The sequence below is a fragment of the Streptomyces sp. NPDC102259 genome, from assembly GCF_044766465.1.
Taxonomy (GTDB): Bacteria; Actinomycetota; Actinomycetes; order Streptomycetales; family Streptomycetaceae; genus Streptomyces.
This window is the reverse complement of record NZ_JBIWMA010000009.1, coordinates 72,077-90,083: the sequence shown is the minus strand read 5'-3', so window position 1 is coordinate 90,083 and position 18,007 is coordinate 72,077. Positions and strand designations below refer to the sequence as shown.

The 18,007-nt window shown below is 70.5% G+C and carries 18 protein-coding genes; 5 read left to right on the top strand and 13 right to left on the bottom strand.

Annotated elements, in window-relative coordinates:
• Positions 1-5: 5 nt before the first annotated feature.
• Both ACIRPU_RS21945 and ACIRPU_RS21940 read right to left on the bottom strand, forming a co-directional pair.
• Positions 6-1,445, bottom strand: coding sequence for an NAD(P)H-hydrate dehydratase (locus ACIRPU_RS21945; protein WP_403869686.1), 1,440 nt, complete (start codon positions 1,443-1,445; stop codon positions 6-8).
• A 91-nt stretch (positions 1,446-1,536) separates the two neighbouring features.
• Positions 1,537-1,908 (bottom strand): holo-ACP synthase, encoded by a 372-nt coding sequence (locus tag ACIRPU_RS21940; protein ID WP_403869683.1) that lies wholly within the window; start codon positions 1,906-1,908, stop codon positions 1,537-1,539.
• Between the two features lie 185 nt (positions 1,909-2,093).
• Between ACIRPU_RS21940 and ACIRPU_RS21935 the strand changes: the two genes are divergently transcribed.
• Positions 2,094-3,086 carry a hypothetical protein gene (locus tag ACIRPU_RS21935; protein ID WP_403869680.1) on the top strand — a complete coding sequence of 331 codons (993 nt, stop codon included), beginning with the start codon at positions 2,094-2,096 and terminating at the stop codon, positions 3,084-3,086.
• A complete protein-coding gene (locus ACIRPU_RS21930; RefSeq protein ID WP_403869677.1) occupies positions 3,083-4,843 on the top strand; it encodes a M16 family metallopeptidase in 1,761 nt (586 codons plus the stop codon). Before ACIRPU_RS21935 ends, ACIRPU_RS21930 begins: the two co-directional genes overlap by 4 nt.
• A gap of 154 nt (positions 4,844-4,997) precedes the next feature.
• Here ACIRPU_RS21930 and glmS read toward each other — a convergent pair whose 3' ends face one another.
• Complete coding sequence (glmS, locus tag ACIRPU_RS21925) at positions 4,998-6,845, bottom strand: glutamine--fructose-6-phosphate transaminase (isomerizing) (protein WP_403869674.1); 1,848 nt, start codon at positions 6,843-6,845, stop codon at positions 4,998-5,000.
• Between the two features lie 162 nt (positions 6,846-7,007).
• Between glmS and coaA the strand changes: the two genes are divergently transcribed.
• Positions 7,008-7,976: a type I pantothenate kinase gene (gene coaA, locus ACIRPU_RS21920; RefSeq protein WP_355705289.1), complete on the top strand. Its 969-nt coding sequence runs from the start codon at positions 7,008-7,010 to the stop codon at positions 7,974-7,976.
• A 16-nt stretch (positions 7,977-7,992) separates the two neighbouring features.
• Complete coding sequence (locus ACIRPU_RS21915) at positions 7,993-8,931, top strand: DUF389 domain-containing protein (protein ID WP_403869671.1); 939 nt, start codon at positions 7,993-7,995, stop codon at positions 8,929-8,931.
• Between the two features lie 94 nt (positions 8,932-9,025).
• Here the strand turns inward: ACIRPU_RS21915 and glmM are convergent, their stop codons facing one another.
• The 3 genes from glmM to rplM all read right to left on the bottom strand — a co-directional run bounded on the left by glmM (position 9,026) and on the right by rplM (position 11,671).
• The gene (glmM, locus tag ACIRPU_RS21910; RefSeq protein ID WP_403869668.1) at positions 9,026-10,384 is read right to left on the bottom strand and encodes a phosphoglucosamine mutase; all 1,359 of its coding nucleotides are present in this window, start codon (positions 10,382-10,384) and stop codon (positions 9,026-9,028) included.
• Between the two features lie 280 nt (positions 10,385-10,664).
• Positions 10,665-11,186, bottom strand: a complete 522-nt coding sequence (gene rpsI, locus ACIRPU_RS21905; protein ID WP_355705286.1) for a 30S ribosomal protein S9 — start codon at positions 11,184-11,186, stop codon at positions 10,665-10,667.
• Between the two features lie 41 nt (positions 11,187-11,227).
• Positions 11,228-11,671, bottom strand: coding sequence for a 50S ribosomal protein L13 (gene rplM, locus ACIRPU_RS21900; protein WP_020132189.1), 444 nt, complete (start codon positions 11,669-11,671; stop codon positions 11,228-11,230).
• Positions 11,672-12,111: 440 nt separating this feature from the next.
• On the opposite strand from rplM, the gene ACIRPU_RS21895 reads away from it, so the two are divergent.
• Entirely contained in the window at positions 12,112-12,987 is an 876-nt protein-coding gene (locus tag ACIRPU_RS21895; RefSeq protein WP_403869663.1) for a hypothetical protein, read from the top strand.
• 34 nt (positions 12,988-13,021) lie between these two features.
• Here ACIRPU_RS21895 and truA read toward each other — a convergent pair whose 3' ends face one another.
• From truA to infA, 7 genes are all read right to left on the bottom strand, one after another.
• Entirely contained in the window at positions 13,022-13,879 is an 858-nt protein-coding gene (gene truA, locus ACIRPU_RS21890) for a tRNA pseudouridine(38-40) synthase TruA (RefSeq protein ID WP_403869660.1), read from the bottom strand.
• 123 nt (positions 13,880-14,002) lie between these two features.
• A complete protein-coding gene (gene rplQ, locus ACIRPU_RS21885; RefSeq protein WP_355705283.1) occupies positions 14,003-14,515 on the bottom strand; it encodes a 50S ribosomal protein L17 in 513 nt (170 codons plus the stop codon).
• A gap of 159 nt (positions 14,516-14,674) precedes the next feature.
• Entirely contained in the window at positions 14,675-15,697 is a 1,023-nt protein-coding gene (locus ACIRPU_RS21880) for a DNA-directed RNA polymerase subunit alpha (RefSeq protein ID WP_062640332.1), read from the bottom strand.
• A gap of 176 nt (positions 15,698-15,873) precedes the next feature.
• Positions 15,874-16,278, bottom strand: coding sequence for a 30S ribosomal protein S11 (gene rpsK, locus ACIRPU_RS21875; RefSeq protein ID WP_010354218.1), 405 nt, complete (start codon positions 16,276-16,278; stop codon positions 15,874-15,876).
• Between the two features lie 70 nt (positions 16,279-16,348).
• Complete coding sequence (gene rpsM, locus ACIRPU_RS21870) at positions 16,349-16,729, bottom strand: 30S ribosomal protein S13 (RefSeq protein ID WP_057584669.1); 381 nt, start codon at positions 16,727-16,729, stop codon at positions 16,349-16,351.
• A gap of 228 nt (positions 16,730-16,957) precedes the next feature.
• Positions 16,958-17,071, bottom strand: a complete 114-nt coding sequence (gene rpmJ, locus ACIRPU_RS21865; RefSeq protein WP_003998809.1) for a 50S ribosomal protein L36 — start codon at positions 17,069-17,071, stop codon at positions 16,958-16,960.
• A gap of 72 nt (positions 17,072-17,143) precedes the next feature.
• On the bottom strand, positions 17,144-17,365 hold the full coding sequence (gene infA / locus ACIRPU_RS21860) for a translation initiation factor IF-1 (RefSeq protein ID WP_003948620.1): 222 nt from the start codon (positions 17,363-17,365) through the stop codon (positions 17,144-17,146).
• Positions 17,366-18,007 lie beyond the last annotated feature (642 nt).

Sequence of the window (18,007 nt, the reverse complement as noted above, 5' to 3'; positions counted from 1 at the left end):
GGCCCCTACCGCCGCACGTCCCGCCACGCCCCCGCGACCGCCGCGGCCACGTCATGCGCGCCCACCGGCGCCCCGTCCGCGGCGAACCGCCCCGCCAGCCCATGCAGATAAGCCCCCGCACTGCCCGCGTCCAACGCACTCAGCCCCGCCGCCAGCAACGACCCCGCAAGCCCGGACAGCACATCCCCGCTCCCGGCCGTGGCCAGCCACGCCGTCCCCGTCGCGTTCACCCGCACCACCCCCGCCCCACCCGCCTGCGCGACCAACGTCGTCGACCCCTTCAACAGCACGGTCGCCCGGTAGCGAGCCGCCAGCTCCCGCGCGGATCGCAGCCGGGCCGCCTCCACCTCCTCCCGCGCCACCCCCAGCAGCGCGGCCGCCTCCCCCGCGTGCGGCGTCATCAGCGTCGGCGCGGTCCGCCCCCGCACCGCGTCGGCGTCCGCGAGCCGCAGCCCGTCGGCGTCGATCAGCACCGGCACCTCGGCGGCCAGCACCTCCGCCACCGTCTGCGCGTCGTCCCCTGCGCCCGGCCCGACGACCCACGCCTGCACCCGCCCCGCCCGCCGGGGCCCCTGGTCGGAGACGAGCGTCTCCGGGAACCGCGCGACGACCGCGTCCCCGGCCGGCCCCACGTACCGCACGGCCCCCGCACCGCCCCGCAGCGCCCCCGCCACGGCGAGCACGGCGGCCCCCGGATACCGGGCGGACCCGGCGGCGATCCCGACGACTCCCCGCCGGTACTTGTCGCTCTCACCGCCCGGCACGGGCAGCAGGGCGGCCACGTCCGCGTGCTGGAGGGCCGCCAGCTCGGGTTCGGCGGGCAGTTCGCCCCCGAGCCCGATGTCGACGAGCCGCACCGACCCGGCGTACTCCCGCGCCGGATCGACGAGCAGCCCCGGCTTGTGCGTACCGAAGGTGACGGTGAGGTCGGCGCGGATCGCGCTCCCGTGCACCTCACCGGTGTCGGCGTCGACGCCGCTGGGCAGGTCGACGGCGACGACGGCGGCCCGGGCCTCGGCGACGATCGCGGCCAGCGCGGCGGCGTCCGGCCGCAGCCCGCCCTTCCCGCCGATCCCGACGATGCCGTCGAGCACGAGGTCGGCCCGCCGGACGACGTCCTCGGCGCCGGTCGGCGCGATCGCGCGACCGCCCGCCCGCCGCAGCGCCGCGAGCCCTCCGGCATGGGTCCGGCCGGGCGCGAGCAGCACCGCGGTCACCCCCGCCCCGCGCCGGGCGAGCCGGGCGCCGGCGTACAGGGCGTCACCCCCGTTGTCGCCGCTGCCGACCAGCAGCACGACCCGCCGCCCGTACACCCGCCCCAGCAGGTCGGCGCAGGCGGCGGCGAGCCCGGCGGCGGCCCGCTGCATGAGGGCCCCTTCCGGGACCCGGGCCATCAGCGCCCGCTCGGCGCTCCGGACGGTCTCTACGCGGTAGGCAGTACGCATACGGTCGAGTCTCCCCCGGAGTCCCCCGTCCCCGCACTCCGTCGGCTCACTCCGCGACCCGCCCCACGGCCCCCGCGACCCGCCCCGCGGCTCACCCTTCGGCCACCACCACCGCCGAGGCGACCCCCGCGTCGTGACTCAACGACAGATGCCAGCTTTGGACGCCCAGTTCGGCCGCCCGCGCGGCGACGCTCCCCCGCACCCGGAGCCGAGGCCGCCCGCTGTCCTCGACGTAGACCTCCGCGTCCGTCCACAGCAGCCCGGCCGGCGCCCCCAGCGCCTTGGCCAGGGCCTCCTTCGCGGCGAACCGCGCCGCCAGCGAGGCGGCGCCCCGCCGCTCCCCGCTCGGCAGCAGCAGTTCGCTCTCCAGGAACAGCCGCTGGGCCAGCCCGGGCGTCCGTTCCAGCGACGCCTCGAACCGGTCGATCTCGGCCACGTCGATACCGACCCCGATGATGCTCATGCCGAGCACCCTACGGCCGCACTGTCACCACCTGCTGCTAGCCTGCGGCGACTTGATCAAGCCGGAGCACACCGGATGACGCCGCATCACATCGGACGGCATCCGGTCACATCGGTGAAGAACCCGCCGCGCGCCCTGGGGGGCCAGCCCGCGCGCCGCGGACAGCTACGCCAGGGGGCGGAGGAATGACCAGCACCACCAACGGCATGGCCGGCGGCGGACCCACGAACACCTGGGGACCGACCTTCGACCCGTACGACAACACACCCGAGCTGATCCCGCTGCGCACCGCCGCGCAGGCCGGGCACTGGCCGGGCGTCCGGGACTTCTTCGCGGGCCTCGACTCGGTCGACGAGCTGGCCTCGGCCTCCAGCCTCCTCGCCGACATCCCCGGCGTCGAGAGCCTGCTGGAGCGGGCGGTGGCCGCCGAATCGCCCGGCGACCCGCTGCCGCGCACGCTGCTCGCCGAGCGGTACGTCTACATCGGCTGGGACATCCGCAGCGGCGCCCGCGCCCAGGACGTCTCACGGGACCAGTTCACCCAGTTCCACGACTGGCTGCGCAGGGCCGAGCAGCTGCTGATCGAGATCTGCGCCGAGCATCCCTCGTACGCGCCCGCCTGGACCGCCCGCCTGATGACCGCGCGCGGTCTCCAGCTGGGGCAGGCCGAGGCACGCCGTCGCTACGACCGTCTCTCCGCTCACCATCCGCACCACTACCGGGCACAGGTCCAATTGCTCCAGCAGCTGTGTCCCAAGTGGAGCGGCTCCTGGGAGGCGGCGCACGGCTTCGCCCGCGAATGCGCGACCGCGGCCCCCGACGGCTCCCACTCCGGCGCCCTGGTCGCCCTCGCCCACATCGAGCGCTGGCTGGACCTGGACGGCGGCGAGGACGCGGCCTACATGCGGGGCCTGCCGGTCCGCGACGACCTGCGCAACGCCGCCCAGGTCTCCGTGCTGCACCCGGCCCACCGGCCCGACTGGAACTCGATCGGCGCGCACAACGCGTTCGCGTTCGCCTTCTCGCTCGGCAACCACTGGGAGTACGCGGCGCCGCACTTCGCCTTCCTCGGCGACCGCGCCTCCGAGTCCCCGTGGCACTACATACCCGACAAGAAGTCCGCGTTCCTCAAGTCCCGCAAGGCGGCGCTGGAATCCCGAGGAGGCGGCCACCGATGACCACCCACCTGCACAAGCACGATCACGACGACCGCGCCGACCTGGCCGCGCTCGCCGGCCTCGTCTCGCACACCACCACGCAGGCCATCCCCACCCTCTACGCCCCCGCCTCCGGCAACGAGATCACCGCCGGTCTCTTCTTCCGGGTGGGCCGCGCCGACGAGACCCTGGCCACCGCAGGCCTCACCCACCTCGTCGAACACCTCGCCCTGCACCGCCTCGGCCTGTCCGATCTGCACTACAACGGCACGACGGCGAACGCGTACACCCTCTTCCACGTCACCGGCAGCGAGGAGGAGGTCGTCGAGTACCTCAACAGCGTGTGCGCCGGGCTGCGGGACCTGCCGATGGAGCGGCTGGAGACCGAGAAGGAGATCCTGCGCACGGAGGCGGCCGGCCGCGGCGGCGGCCCCCAGCAGCAGATGCCGCTGTGGCGATACGGCGCCCAGGGCTACGGCCTGTCCAGCTACAACGAGCTCGGCACCTGGAGCCTGACCCCGGACCAGGTGCGCCACTGGGCCGAGACCCGCTTCACCAGGGACAACGCGGTGCTCTGGATCGCCAGCGACCGGGTCCCCGACGGCCTGGACCTCACCCTCCCCGCGGGCTCCCGCTTCCCCGCTCCGGCCGCGACCAGCGCACTGCCCACCACGCCCGCGTTCATCAGCGGCGACGACGGCCATGTCGTCCTCACCTCGGTGCTCCGCCGCTCCACCGCGGCCAGTGTCTTCGCGGACGTCCTCGGCCGGGCCCTCTTCCAGGACCTGCGTCAGGAGGGCGGCTACTCCTACTCGGCGGAGGCCGAATACGCCCAGCGCGACGCCGACTTCGCCACCCTCACCGCCCACGCGGACTCTCTCCCGCAGAAGCAGGACGCGGTCGTCGGCGGCTTCGTCGACACCCTCGCCCGGCTGCGCGCGGGCCGCATCGAGCAGTCCGAACTGGACTCCGTCCGCACCAAGCTCCTCAAGGTGTACGACACCCCCGACCTCGCGGCGGCCGCGCTCCCCTCGTACGCGCTGAGCCTGCTGCTCGGGCACCGGATCCTCACCCCCGAGCAGCACCGGGCCGAGCTGAACGCGGTGACGACGGACGACCTGCGCGAGGTCGCCCGGGAGACCTGGGACAACGCGCTCCTCCAGGTGCCGGGCCGGGGCGTCGACTGGGCGGGCCTCACCCTCGCCCCGCAGGACTCGCAGGCCGCCGTGACCGGCACCCGCCACCAGTCCCTGGAGGACGACGAGGTCACCCTGGTCATCGGCGCCGAGGGCGTGAGCCTGGTGACCCCGAGGGGTCCGGTCACCGTCCGCTACGACGCCGTCGCGGCGATGACCACCCGCCCCGACGGCGCCCGCACCCTGACCGGCCACGACGGCTTCTCGGTCACCGTGGAACCCACCCTGTTCCGAGGGGTGACGCCGGAACGCACGGCCGCGCTGGACGCCGCCGTGCCCGCACAGGCCGTGGTGCGGATGCCGGCCCGCGAGCCCGACCGCATCCCGCAGCCGCGCAAGCGGACCTCCGGCCCGCGGTCCTCCGGCAACGGCCGCTCCACCTGGGGCTGGACCACCGCGCTCTGGCTCGTCGGCCTGCTCGCGGCGACCTGGGGCCTGCTGTGCGGGATCATCACGGCCGACGAGGCCTCGGCCACCGCCCCCGAGTGGGACGCGGTGACCGGCATCTGGATCCTGGAACTCCCCCTCGCCTTCGCGACCTGGAAGATCTACGCGGCCAGAAGGCAACGCGTACGTGGCTGAACAACCCCTGGGGGGCAGGGCCCGTCGCAGACGGTCCGCCCCCCCCAGGGGCGCGGGGAACTGCGCGCCCAGCCACAACGCACCCGCACCCGCCCGCGGCGAGAACCCCCACTCCCTCAGGCGCCGCCGCCCACAACGCCGCCCGCAACCCCTCTCACTCCACCGTCACCGACTTCGCCAGGTTCCGCGGCTGGTCGACCTCGTTGCCCCGCGCCGTCGCCAGCTCGCACGCGAACACCTGCAACGGAACCGTGGCGACCAACGGTGACAGCAGCACCGGCGTGACCGGGATCCGCACGAGATGGTCGGCGTACGGCACCACCGTCTCGTCCCCCTCCTCGGCGATCACGATCGTCCGCGCCCCCCGGGCCCGGATCTCCTGGATGTTGGACACGATCTTGTCGTGCAGGACGGACCGCCCCCGAGGCGACGGCACCACCACGACGACCGGCAGGTCCTCCTCGATGAGGGCGATCGGCCCGTGCTTCAGCTCCCCCGCGGCGAACCCCTCCGCGTGCATGTAGGCGAGCTCCTTCAGCTTCAACGCGCCCTCCAGCGCGACGGGATACCCGACGTGCCGCCCGAGGAACAGCACGGTGTCCTTATGGGCGAGGGACCGCGCCAGCTCCCGCACCGGCCCCATGGTCTCCAGCACCCGCTCGACCGCACCGGAGATCTGCGCGAGGTCCCGGATGACGGCCCGGATCTCGTCCCCCCACTTGGTGCCGCGCACCTGGCCGAGATACAGCGCGACGAGATAACAGGCCACCAACTGCGTCAGGAACGCCTTGGTCGAGGCGACGGCCACCTCCGGCCCGGCGTGCGTGTACAGCACCGCGTCCGACTCCCGGGGGATCGTCGACCCGTTGGTGTTGCAGATCGCCAGCACCTTGGACCCCTGCTCCCGCGCGTGTCGCAGCGCCATGAGCGTGTCCATCGTCTCCCCGGACTGGGAGATGGCGATGACCAGTGACCGCGAGTCGAGAATCGGGTCCCGGTAGCGGAACTCGCTGGCCAGCTCCACCTCGCACGGGATCCGCGTCCAGTGCTCGATGGCGTACTTGGCGATGAGGCCCGCGTGGAAGGCCGTACCGCACGCGACGATGACGACCTTGTCGACCTCCCGCAGCTCGTAGGCCGGGATCCGCACCTCGTCGAGGGTCAGCGCACCGGAGGCGTCGATGCGGCCGAGCAGGGTGTCGGCGACCGCCTTGGGCTGCTCGGCGATCTCCTTCAGCATGAAGTAGTCGTAGCCGCCCTTCTCCGCGGCCGACGCGTCCCAGTCGACGTGGTACGACCGGACGTCCGCCGGGCGCCCGTCGAAGCCGGTCACCGTCACACCGTCCCGCCGCAGCTCGACGACCTGGTCCTGACCCAGCTCGATCGCCGACCGGGTGTGCGCGATGAAGGCGGCGACGTCCGAGGCGAGAAAGGCCTCGCCCTCCCCGACGCCCACCACCAGCGGCGAGTTCCGCCGCGCGCCGACCACCACGTCCGGCTCGTCGGCATGCGCCGCGACCAGCGTGAACGCCCCCTCCAGCCGCCGGCACACCAGCCGCATGGCCTCGGCGAGATCGGCCGTCACCGAGAACTCCTCGGCGAGCAGATGGGCCACGACCTCGGTGTCGGTCTCGGAGAGCAGCTCATGCCCCCGCTCGGTCAGCTCGGCCCGCAGCCGGGCGAAGTTCTCGATGATCCCGTTGTGGACCACGGCGACCCGTCCGGCGTTGTCGAGATGCGGATGCGCGTTGGCGTCCGTCGGCCCGCCGTGTGTGGCCCACCGGGTGTGCCCGATGCCCGTCGTCCCGGTCGGCAGGGGCCGGGCCGCGAGCTCCTTCTCCAGATTGACGAGCTTGCCCGCCTTTCTCGCGGCGGCGAGCCCTCCGTCCGCCAGAACGGCCACTCCCGCCGAGTCGTAACCCCGGTACTCCAGCCGCCTCAGCCCGGCCATGACGACCTCTAGCGCCGACTGAGACCCCACGTATCCCACGATTCCGCACATGCGCGGCAGCCTACGACCGATCCCCGTCCGGAAAGAGCCTCAGCGTGCCCGATTTCGGAAATTCCCACGGCTGTACGCGGCCTCGATCGGGCGTGACGGACCCCACCCACCATCCTGTTCAAACTCCGTTAACAATGGACTGTGATCTCTCCGGTCTCCCCGATGCCCCGGAGCGCCCACCGGCACAGGCCGGAGGCGACTCCTTACGTCGACCTCACCCGCTCCGAGTGGAGCGCGCTGCGCGAGAAGACTCCGCTGCCGCTGACCGCCGAGGAGGTCGAGAAGCTGCGCGGCCTCGGTGACGTCATCGACCTCGACGAGGTGCGTGACATCTACCTCCCGCTGTCCCGCCTCCTCAACCTCTACGTGGGCGCCACCGACGGCCTGCGCGGCGCCCTGAACACCTTCCTCGGCGAACAGGGCTCACAGTCCGGCACCCCGTTCGTGATAGGCGTCGCGGGCTCGGTGGCGGTCGGCAAGTCGACGGTCGCGCGTCTCCTGCAGGCCCTGCTGTCCCGCTGGCCGGAACACCCCCGCGTGGAACTGGTCACCACGGACGGCTTCCTGCTCCCCACCAGGGAGCTGGAGGCCCGCGGCCTGCTGTCCCGCAAGGGCTTCCCCGAGTCCTACGACCGCCGCGCGCTGACCCGCTTCGTCGCCGACATCAAGGCGGGCAAGGGCGAGGTCACCGCGCCCGTCTACTCCCACCTGATCTACGACATCGTCCCGGACCGCAAACTCACCGTCCGCCGCCCCGACATCCTCATCGTCGAGGGCCTGAACGTCCTTCAGCCCGCCCTCCCCGGCAAGGACGGCCGCACCCGCGTCGGCCTCGCCGACTACTTCGACTTCAGCGTGTACGTCGACGCGAGCGCCGAGGACATCGAGCGCTGGTACCTCAACCGGTTCAGGAAACTCCGTCAGACGGCCTTCCAGAACCCGGACTCGTTCTTCACGAAGTACACCCAGGTCTCCGAGGACGAGGCCGTCGACTACGCCCGCACCCTCTGGCGCACCATCAACAAGCCCAACCTGGTGGAGAACATCGCGCCCACCCGGGGCCGAGCCACCCTGGTGGTCCGCAAGGGCCAGGACCACAAGGTGCAGCGCCTGAGCCTGCGCAAACTCTGACGGCTACCCTGCCTGCATGCTGCACCTGCGCCTGATCACCCCGTCTCGCAGCACCGACGACGTGGTCGCCCTGATCGAGAACACCGTCGGCACCACCCACCTCGTGGTGTTGCCGGGGGCGGCACGCAACCCGGCCGGCGATGTCGTGCTGTGCGACGTGGCACGCGAGGCGGGCGACGAACTCCTCACCGGACTACAGGAGTTGGGCCTCGACAAGACCGGCTCGATCGCCGTGGAGAACATCGACCTGTCGCTCTCCCTGCGCGCCGACAAGGCCGAGGAGGAGGCGCCGGGCGAAGGCGCCGACGCGGTCCTGTGGGAGCACCTCACGGACGCGACCCACGAGGAGTCGACGCTCTCGGTCACCTACATCGCGTTCATCATCATCGCCACGATGATCGCGGCCTGTGGTGTGGTGCTGGACAACGCGGTCCTGATCGTGGGCGCGATGGCCGTGGGCCCGGAGTTCGGCCCTCTGGCCGGCGTCTGCACGTCGATCGTGCAGCGCGCTCCCCGCCTGGCCCTGCGCTCGCTGATCGCCCTGCTGGTCGGCTTCGCGGTGGCGATGGCGGCGACGGTGGGCTTCAGCCTCTTCATGGACGCGATCGACCTGTTCAGCATGGAGCAACTGGAGGCCGACCGCCCGCAGACGGCTTTCGTCTATGCCCCCGACTGGTTCTCCTTCATCGTGGCCGTCCTGGCGGGCGCCGCCGGCACCCTCTCCCTGACCTCGGCGAAGTCCGGCGCCCTGGTGGGCGTGGCGATCTCGGTCACGACGGTCCCGGCAGCCGCCAACGCCGCCGTGGCCCTCAGCTACGGCGACATGGCACAGACCCGGGGCTCGACAGAACAGCTCCTGCTGAACCTGCTGGGCATCATCCTGGCGGGCACCTTGACGCTGCTCGCTCAGAAGTACTTCTGGACCAGACAACGCAAGACGGGACAACCCACCTAGGGCCGCGGGGAACTGCGCGACAAGCCACGACGAACCCGCGGCCCGCGACGCACAGCACCCCCACCCCGAACCCGCCTGGAAGCGGCCCCGCCGCTTAACCCAGCGCCGACTTCACGACATCCGCCAGTCGCCCGGCGACGGACCGGGCCTGGTCGATGTCGGCCGCCTCGACCATGACCCGCACGAGCGGCTCGGTCCCCGAAGGCCGAAGCAGCACCCGCCCGGTGGACCCGAGCTCCCGCTCCGCCTCACCCACGGCAGTCGCCAGCTCGGCCGAGTTCCCGACCCGGGACCGATCGACGTCGGGCACATTGATCAGCACCTGCGGCAACCGCTCCATCACGGAGGCCAGCTCCCGCAGCGAACGCCCGCTCTCGGCGACGCGAGCCGCCAGCATCAGCCCCGTCAGCGTGCCGTCACCGGTCGTCGCGTGGTCGAGGATGATCACGTGCCCGGACTGCTCGCCGCCGAGCGCGTAGCCGTGCTCCTTCATCTCCTCCAGCACATACCGGTCGCCGACGGCGGCCTGCACGAGCTGGATGCCCTCCCGCTCCATGGCCAGCTTGAAGCCGAGGTTGGACATGACGGTCGCGACAACGGTGTCGGACCGCAGCGCGCCCCGCTCCCGCATGGCCAGCGCGAGCACGGCGAGAATCTGGTCCCCGTCGATCTCGTCACCCGTGTGGTCCACGGCCAGGCACCGGTCGGCGTCCCCGTCGTGCGCGATGCCGAAGTCGGCCTCGTGCTCGATGACCGCGGCCTTCAGCTTGTCCAGGTGCGTGGACCCGCACCCGTCGTTGATGTTGAGCCCGTTCGGCTCGGCCCCGATGGTCACGATCTCCGCGCCGGCCCGCGTGAACGCCTCCGGCGACACCCGGGCGGCGGCGCCGTGCGCCTCGTCGAGGACGATCCGCAGGCCGTCCAGCCGGTTGGGGAGCACGGCGATGAGGTGCGCGACGTAGCGGTCGAACCCTTCGTCGTACGACCGCACGCGTCCGACGCCGCTGCCGGTCGGCCGGCTCCAGGGCGCGCCGGTGCGGTGCTCCTCGAAGACGGATTCGATCCTGCCCTCGAGATCGTCGGCGAGCTTGTGGCCGCCGCGGGCGAAGAACTTGATGCCGTTGTCGGGCATCGCGTTGTGGCTGGCGGAGAGCATCACGCCGAGGTCGGCGCCCAGCACACCGGTGAGGTAGGCGACGGCGGGCGTCGGCAGCACGCCGACCTTCAGCACGTCCACGCCGGCGCTCGCCAGACCCGCCACCACGGCGGCCTCCAGGAACTCCCCGGACGCGCGCGGGTCCCGTCCGACGACTGCCACCGGCCGGTGGCCCTCGAACGTGCCCGCCTCGGCCAGCACATGCGCCGCCGCGACGGACAGGCCGAGCGCCATCTCCGCCGTCAGATCCGCGTTGGCGACACCGCGCACGCCGTCCGTGCCGAAGAGTCGTCCCACTTGTCCTCCTGAGGAAGCGTCAGTTTCAAAAGCCGTGCGGGTGCGTCGGACGATCGACCGGCCGACCGGTCGGTCTGTCTACGGCGGCTCCGCATCCAGGCATTGGATGCCCTGAACATCCGATCACACAAGCCTTTGAGCACCTTGTGCCGTTATACGCCCACGGCTGCGAGAAAACGAACGCCCCGGCGACACTGTGGCGTGCCGCCGGGGCGTTCGGAGTACGTACGAGCGAACCGCACGGGCCCGACCCGGAATACGTACGAGCAGGCAGCGAAGCTTAGCGCTTGCTGTACTGCGGGGCCTTGCGGGCCTTCTTGAGACCGGCCTTCTTGCGCTCGACCGCGCGGTCGTCACGCGTGAGGAAGCCGGCCTTCTTGAGGGCACCACGGTTGTTGTCGACGTCGGCCTCGTTCAGCGCGCGGGCGACACCGAGACGGAGCGCACCGGCCTGACCGGAGACACCGCCACCCGAGATACGGGCGACGACGTCGTAGCGGTTGTCGAGCTCGAGCACCTTGAAGGGCTCGTTGACTTCCTGCTGGTGCACCTTGTTCGGGAAGTAGTCCTCGAGGGTGCGACCGTTGATCTTCCACTTGCCGGTGCCCGGAACGATCCGGACGCGGGCGATGGCGTTCTTGCGACGGCCCAGGCCGGCGGCCGGCTGGGGCTCGCCGAAGCGGGAGGCAAGGGACTCCGAGGTGTACTCACCCTCGACGGGGACCTCGGACTCGGTGGTGTAGCTCTCGATGTCGACGAGCTCGGTCTCTTCGAGCGGCTGCTCGGCAGTGGTCTCGGCCACGGTTCTCCTCAGTTCTTTTCAGCTAGGGGGTGTGGCCGGAATTACTGCGCGACCTGGGTGATCTCGAACGGCACGGGCTGCTGAGCCGCGTGCGGGTGCACGTCACCCTTGTAGACCTTCAGCTTCGAGAGCATCTGACGGCCCAGCGTGTTCTTGGGGAGCATGCCCTTGACGGCCTTCTCGACGGCCTTCTCCGGGTTGTTCGCGAGGAGGTCGTCGTAGCGCACGGAGCGCAGACCGCCCGGGTACCCGGAGTGGCGGTACGCCATCTTCTGGGTCCGCTTGTTGCCGGAGAGGTGCACCTTGTCGGCGTTGATGATGATGACGAAGTCACCGGTGTCGACGTGGGGCGCGTAGATCGGCTTGTGCTTGCCCCGGAGGAGGGACGCGGCAGTGGTGGCGAGACGGCCCAGGACGATGTCCTGAGCGTCGATGACGTGCCACTGGCGCGTCACATCGCCGGGCTTGGGGCTGTACGTACGCACGGTTCGTAGCCTTCGCTTCTTCAGTGAATTGGTCCTGACAAGGTCACCGAAGACGATCACGACAGCCGAGACCGCACTGCGGTGACGCATACCGCGTGCTGGTCGCTGGTCATCGGCCCGGTGGACCGGTGTAAGGGCCCGTCCCGTGAGAAGAGCAAGCCAATACACAACGAAGATGCAGGATACCCGCGTCTCGGGGGCCGGGTCAAAACGGGGCCTGTCACCCGATCACGCGTGAGCATGTCAGCCTGACCGGAAGCCGTCGCCGGAAACCCCCTCCTGGAGTGGCCTGCGCCACACTACAGGCGCCGGCCTGCGAATATGCCGCACCAACCACCCGGAGATGTCACGTTTGCCCGTACTCGCGCCGGGAACACCGGGGACTTCAGCGCCGGTTGAGGCGGAACAGCATCCCCCGCTCCCCGTCTAAGATGCGGCCCATGAGCTATGGGCAGGGGGGACCTCAGTCCCAGTGGGATCCATGGAAACCGAACTCCCAGCAGCCGTGGACCAGCGGCGATGACGGCCCGACCCCGGACTGGGCCGCGCTGGCGGAGGCGTCCGAGACGCGCAACAAACGCCGTCGGCTGCTCCTCATAGGCGGCGGCGCGCTCGCCACGCTCGCCATCGGCACCGCCGTGGCCATGGCCGTGGTGTCGGCGAACGGCAGCGACGAGGCGAACAAGCCAACCTCGTCGGGGCCCGCGGCCGCCGACCTGCCGAGCGCGTCCACCACCCCCTCCTTCGCGCCGACCAGCGCCCCGCCGCCGCTGAACCCGAAGGAGTTCGTCGCCAGCAAGGCCAAGGACACCGCCCCCAACGGGCCGGACCTCCTCTTCCCCGGCACGCAGCTGACCATGGGCTCGGCCGTGTACAAGAAGGGCCCCAAGGCCGACAGCACCACCTGCACCACAGGGGTCCAGGGCACGCTGGCCCAGGTGCTCACCGCCAACGACTGCACCCGCCTCATGCGCATCACCTATACCAAGGGTGATATCGCGGTCACCGTCGGCGTGGCGGTCTTCGACACCGAGGCGCAGGCCCTCAAGGTCAAGAGCCAGGCCGACAAGAAGAGCATCGTGAAGGCCCTCACCGGCGGGAACGTCAAGACCTTCTGCGACGGCGCGATCTGCCGCTCCACGACCAACTCCTACGGCCGGTACGCCTACTTCACCATCACCGGCTTCACGGACGGCAAGGACGTGACCACGAAGGACACGGCGGTCTTCACCGCGGGCGACGACCTCGCGGAGTTCACCTTCCAGCGGATCCGCCAGCGCGGCGAGGCCCAGGCGTCGGCGGCGGCCGCGAACTGACCGCGGACGCGGACGCCGACGCGGGGCCAGGCCGTCAGCAGCACCCGGCCCCGGGCAGCGTGCGCCGGTTGCGCGCCTCCTTGTTGCGTGCGGCGAGCAGCTCGTCGGCCGGATAACCGACCTCCTCCAGCGTCAGCCCGTGCGGCCGTACGACATGCACGGCCGAGTCCCGTACGCCCGCGGCCAGCACCTTTGCGGGCCACTCCGCCCCCCGGTGCCCGTCGCCCACGAACAGCAGCGCCCCGATCAGCGAACGCACCATGTTGTGGCAGAAGGCGTCGGCCCGGACGGTCGCGGTGACGACCCCGTCCGCACCGCGCACCAGGCTCAGCTCCTGGAGCGTACGAATGGTCGTCGCTCCCTCCCGCCGCTTGCAGTAGGCGGCGAAGTCGTGCTCGCCGAGCAGCCGCCGGGCGGCCTCGTTCATGGCGTCGACGTCGAGAGGCCAGTCGTGCCAGAGGACGTGGCTGCGCAGCAGGGGGTCGACGCCTCCCGGGTTGTCGGTGACCCGGTACGCGTACCGCCGCCAGATCGCCGAGAACCGCGCGTTGAACCCGGCGGGCGCCTCGGCGAGGGACCAGATCCGCACATCCTTGTCGAGCCGCCCTGCGAGCCGCTTGAGCAGCTTCTCCCGGTGCTCGGCCCAGAGGTCCTCCGGAAGGTCGACGTGCGCCACCTGCCCGCGCGCGTGCACACCGGCGTCCGTCCGCCCGGCCACGGTCAGCTCGTACGTGGTCTCCCTCGACCGGGTCACGGTCCGCAGGGCGTCCTCGATCGCCCCCTGCACGGTCCGCCGCCCGCCGGCCTGCTTGGCCCACCCGGAGAACCCGCTCCCGTCGTACGAGAGATCCATCCGCACCCGGACGAACCCGGGCTCCACTTCGTCACTCACTCCTGGATCCTCTCAACCCTGCGACCTGCGAAGAACACCTCCGACACCACCTCCGGAAACGTTTCCGGAAACGCGGAACGGGCCCGCCCCGAAGGGCGGACCCGTCCACTGCGAGGCGGTGCCTCAGGCGTCCTTGGACTCCTCGGCCGGAGCCTCGTCGGCCGGAGCCTCGTCGGCGGGCTTGGCGTCCTCGACGACCTCGTCCTTCTTGAGGCCGTCTTCCTTGACCGCACGCTTGGTGGCGGCCTCGGCCTCACCGGTGGCCTGCTGCGCCACGGTCAGCGCCTCGACCAGCTCGATGACAGCCATGGGCGCGTTGTCGCCACGACGGTTACCGATCTTGGTGATGCGGGTGTAACCACCCGGGCGGTTCTCGTAGCGCGGGCCGATCTCGGTGAAGAGCGTGTGCACGATGCTCTTGTCCGTGATCACCTGGAGCACCTGACGACGGTTGTGAAGGTCGCCCTTCTTCGCCTTGGTGACCAGACGCTCGGCGTACGGACGCAGCTTGCGCGCCTTCGCCTCGGTGGTGGTGATGCGACCGTGCTCGAACAGCGACTTCGCGAGGTTCGCGAGAAGCAGCTTCTCGTGCGCGGCACTGCCGCCCAGACGGGCACCCTTGGTGGGCTTCGGCATGGTGTTTCTCCTAGGTGTCTGCCCCGGCCGTATCAGGTACCGGGGTCAGTGTCCGAGCGGGCGATTGCCCGTCGGAGATCCGTGCGCCTCTCGCGAAGCGCACGGAGGGTCCGCGCCCCCGAAGGGGCGCGGGACAGAACCGGCCTCCTCACGGAGGGCTCAGTACTGCTCGGTCTCCACGAACCCGGCGTCCGCGTCGTCGTCGGCGCCGAAGGCGTCGGCAGCGGCGGTCGGGTCGAATCCGGGCGGGCTGTCCTTGAGCGCGAGGCCCATGCCGGCCAGCTTCGCCTTGACCTCGTCGATGGACTTCGCACCGAAGTTACGGATGTCCAGCAGGTCGGCCTCGGAACGAGCCACGAGCTCACCCACGGAGTGGATGCCCTCACGCTTGAGGCAGTTGTACGACCGAACGGTGAGCTCGAGCTCCTCGATCGGCAGGGCGAGATCAGCGGCGAGAGCGGCGTCCGTGGGGGACGGGCCCATGTCGATGCCCTCGGCGTCGATGTTCAGCTCGCGGGCGAGACCGAACAGCTCGACCAGCGTCTTACCGGCAGAGGCCATGGCGTCACGGGGACGCATCGCCTGCTTGGTCTCGACGTCGACGATCAGCTTGTCGAAGTCGGTGCGCTGCTCGACACGCGTGGCCTCGACCTTGTACGTGACCTTCAGAACCGGCGAGTAGATGGAGTCGACCGGGACACGCCCGATCTCCTGGCCCACCTGCTTGTTCTGCACGGCGGAGACGTAACCGCGACCGCGCTCGACGGTCAGCTCCATCTCCAGCTTGCCCTTGCCGTTGAGCGTGGCGAGGACGAGGTCGGGGTTGTGCACCTCGACACCGGCCGGGGGCGCGATGTCGGCGGCGGTGACCAGACCCGGGCCCTGCTTGCGCAGGTACATCACCACGGGCTCGTCGTGCTCGGACGACACGACCAGCTGCTTGATGTTGAGGATCAGGTCGGTGACGTCCTCCTTGACGCCCGGCACGGTGGTGAACTCGTGCAGCACGCCGTCGATACGGATGGACGTGACCGCCGCACCCGGGATCGAGGACAGGAGGGTCCGGCGGAGGGAGTTACCGAGGGTGTAACCGAAGCCCGGCTCCAGCGGCTCGATCACGAACCGGGAGCGGAACTCGTCGACGACCTCTTCGGTCAACGAGGGACGCTGAGCGATCAGCATGTGGCGATCAGATCCTTCTTTCGTGGACGCCCGCTATTTGACGCCCGACGGAAACCGTGCGCACTCACCGCACGGGTACTGCAAGGGTACGGGCGATACAGCCCTTTTACGGAGCCGTACCGCCCGAAAGCCTCAGACCGACACGCGGCCGTATCCAGCCGACGTGAGCCGGTGCGTCAGACGCGACGACGCTTCGGCGGACGGCAGCCGTTGTGCGGGGTCGGGGTGACGTCCTGGATGGAGCCGACCTCGAGGCCCGTCGCCTGCAGGGAGCGAATGGCGGTCTCGCGACCGGCGCCCGGGCCCTTGACGAAGACGTCGACCTTGCGCATGCCGTGCTCCTGCGCGCGACGGGCAGCCGACTCGGCGGCCATCTGCGCGGCGAACGGCGTGGACTTGCGCGAGCCCTTGAAACCGACGTGGCCGGCGGAGGCCCACGAGATCACGTTTCCGGCCGGGTCCGTGATGGACACGATCGTGTTGTTGAACGTGCTCTTGATGTGCGCCTGGCCATGCGCGACGTTCTTCTTTTCCTTGCGGCGCACCTTCTTGGCAGCGCCCTGACGACCCTTGGGGGGCATCTACAAACTCCTACGGGGAGGTGGTCGGTCCTACAGCGAAGACCGCTGATGAAGCGTTGTCCGCTGTGGACTACTTCTTGCCCGGCTTCTTCTTGCCGGCGATGGCGCGACGCGGGCCCTTGCGGGTACGAGCGTTCGTGCTGGTGCGCTGACCGCGGACAGGCAGACCACGACGGTGACGAAGGCCCTGGTAGCAACCGATCTCGACCTTGCGGCGGATGTCGGCCTGGACCTCGCGACGGAGGTCACCCTCGGTCTTGATGTTGGCGTCCACGTACTCGCGGATCGCGACGAGCTGCTCCTCGGAGAGGTCGCGAACGCGGGTGTTCGGGTCGACGCCGGTCGCTGCCAGCGTCTCCTGGGAGAGGGTCCGGCCGATGCCGAACACGTAGGTGAGGGCGACCTCCACACGCTTTTCGCGCGGGATGTCGACACCGGAAACGCGTGCCATTCAATGGCTCCAGTTGATCTTCGGAGGTCTTCCGCAGAACCGCTTCCCATCCGCCGGCCTCCTCGTGCCGCTCAGTGAGCGCCGAGGATTAGGTACGAATGGGTCCCCGGCCTCCGAGCCGGGGGTATCAGACGGGAGAAACCGCCTGGGATCTACGTATGAACACTTACTGTTCGCGTCGCGCGAAGTCTCTGCGATGTCGATGCAGAGGGTGTGATCTGTAAGCGATCAGCCCTGGCGCTGCTTGTGGCGCGGGTTCTCGCAAATGACCATGACCCGACCGTGACGGCGGATCACCCTGCACTTGTCGCAGATCTTCTTGACGCTCGGCTTGACCTTCATGGGATGTGAGGTTCTCCGGGTCAGTTGCCGGCAACCCCGCACGCGAAACCGCGCACAGGGCCTGGGCAAGATCTACTTGTAGCGGTAGACGATCCGGCCACGCGTCAGGTCGTACGGAGACAACTCCACCACGACCCGGTCGTCAGGGAGGATACGGATGTAGTGCATACGCATCTTGCCGCTGATGTGCGCCAGGACCTGGTGGCCGTTCTGGAGCTCGACCTTGAACATGGCGTTCGGAAGAGACTCGACGACAGTGCCCTCGATCTCGATGGCACCTTGCTTCTTGGCCACGCTTCGCCCTTCGAATCGGCTACCTTGATCGACTCCCCTGCGTATCCCTTACGGGTGCATGCAGACATGCGAGTGCACGAGAGCCGACGAGTCAGTCTACGTCAGGCCCCGCCGAAAGACGAATCGAGAAGTCTGCCCCAGCAAGGAGATCCTTAAGCAGCCCACACCACCCCACACAAAGCCCCCCACCCCGCCCCCACCCAGCAGGAAAAGCCCCCTCAAGACCCGAATCCCGGACCCGAGACACGGTCCGATACCCGGAGGGGCCGGCAGCCCCAAGCCACGGGACCGAAGCGGAGACCTCGGGGTATCGGCCCCAGGACCGGACCGAGCGGGGGCATGAGGCACCGGCCCCAGGACCGGGCCGGAGCGGCGCAAGGGGCACCGGCCCAGCGACGGGACCAGAGCGGGGCCCCCAGGGGCGGCAGCCCCCGGCGACGGGACTCGGAGGGGGCCCAGGGGCGCCGGCCCCGAAGGCGGGGTCCGGAAGCGGGGCAGGGGGCGGCAGCCCCAAGCGACGGGACGGAGCGGGGTCTCGGAGCACGGGACCCCGGAGACGGGACCGAAGCCGGGGCCCGGGGGCGGCAGCCCCCAAGGGCGGGGGCCCGGGGGGCGGCAGCCCCCAACGGCGGGGGCCCGGGG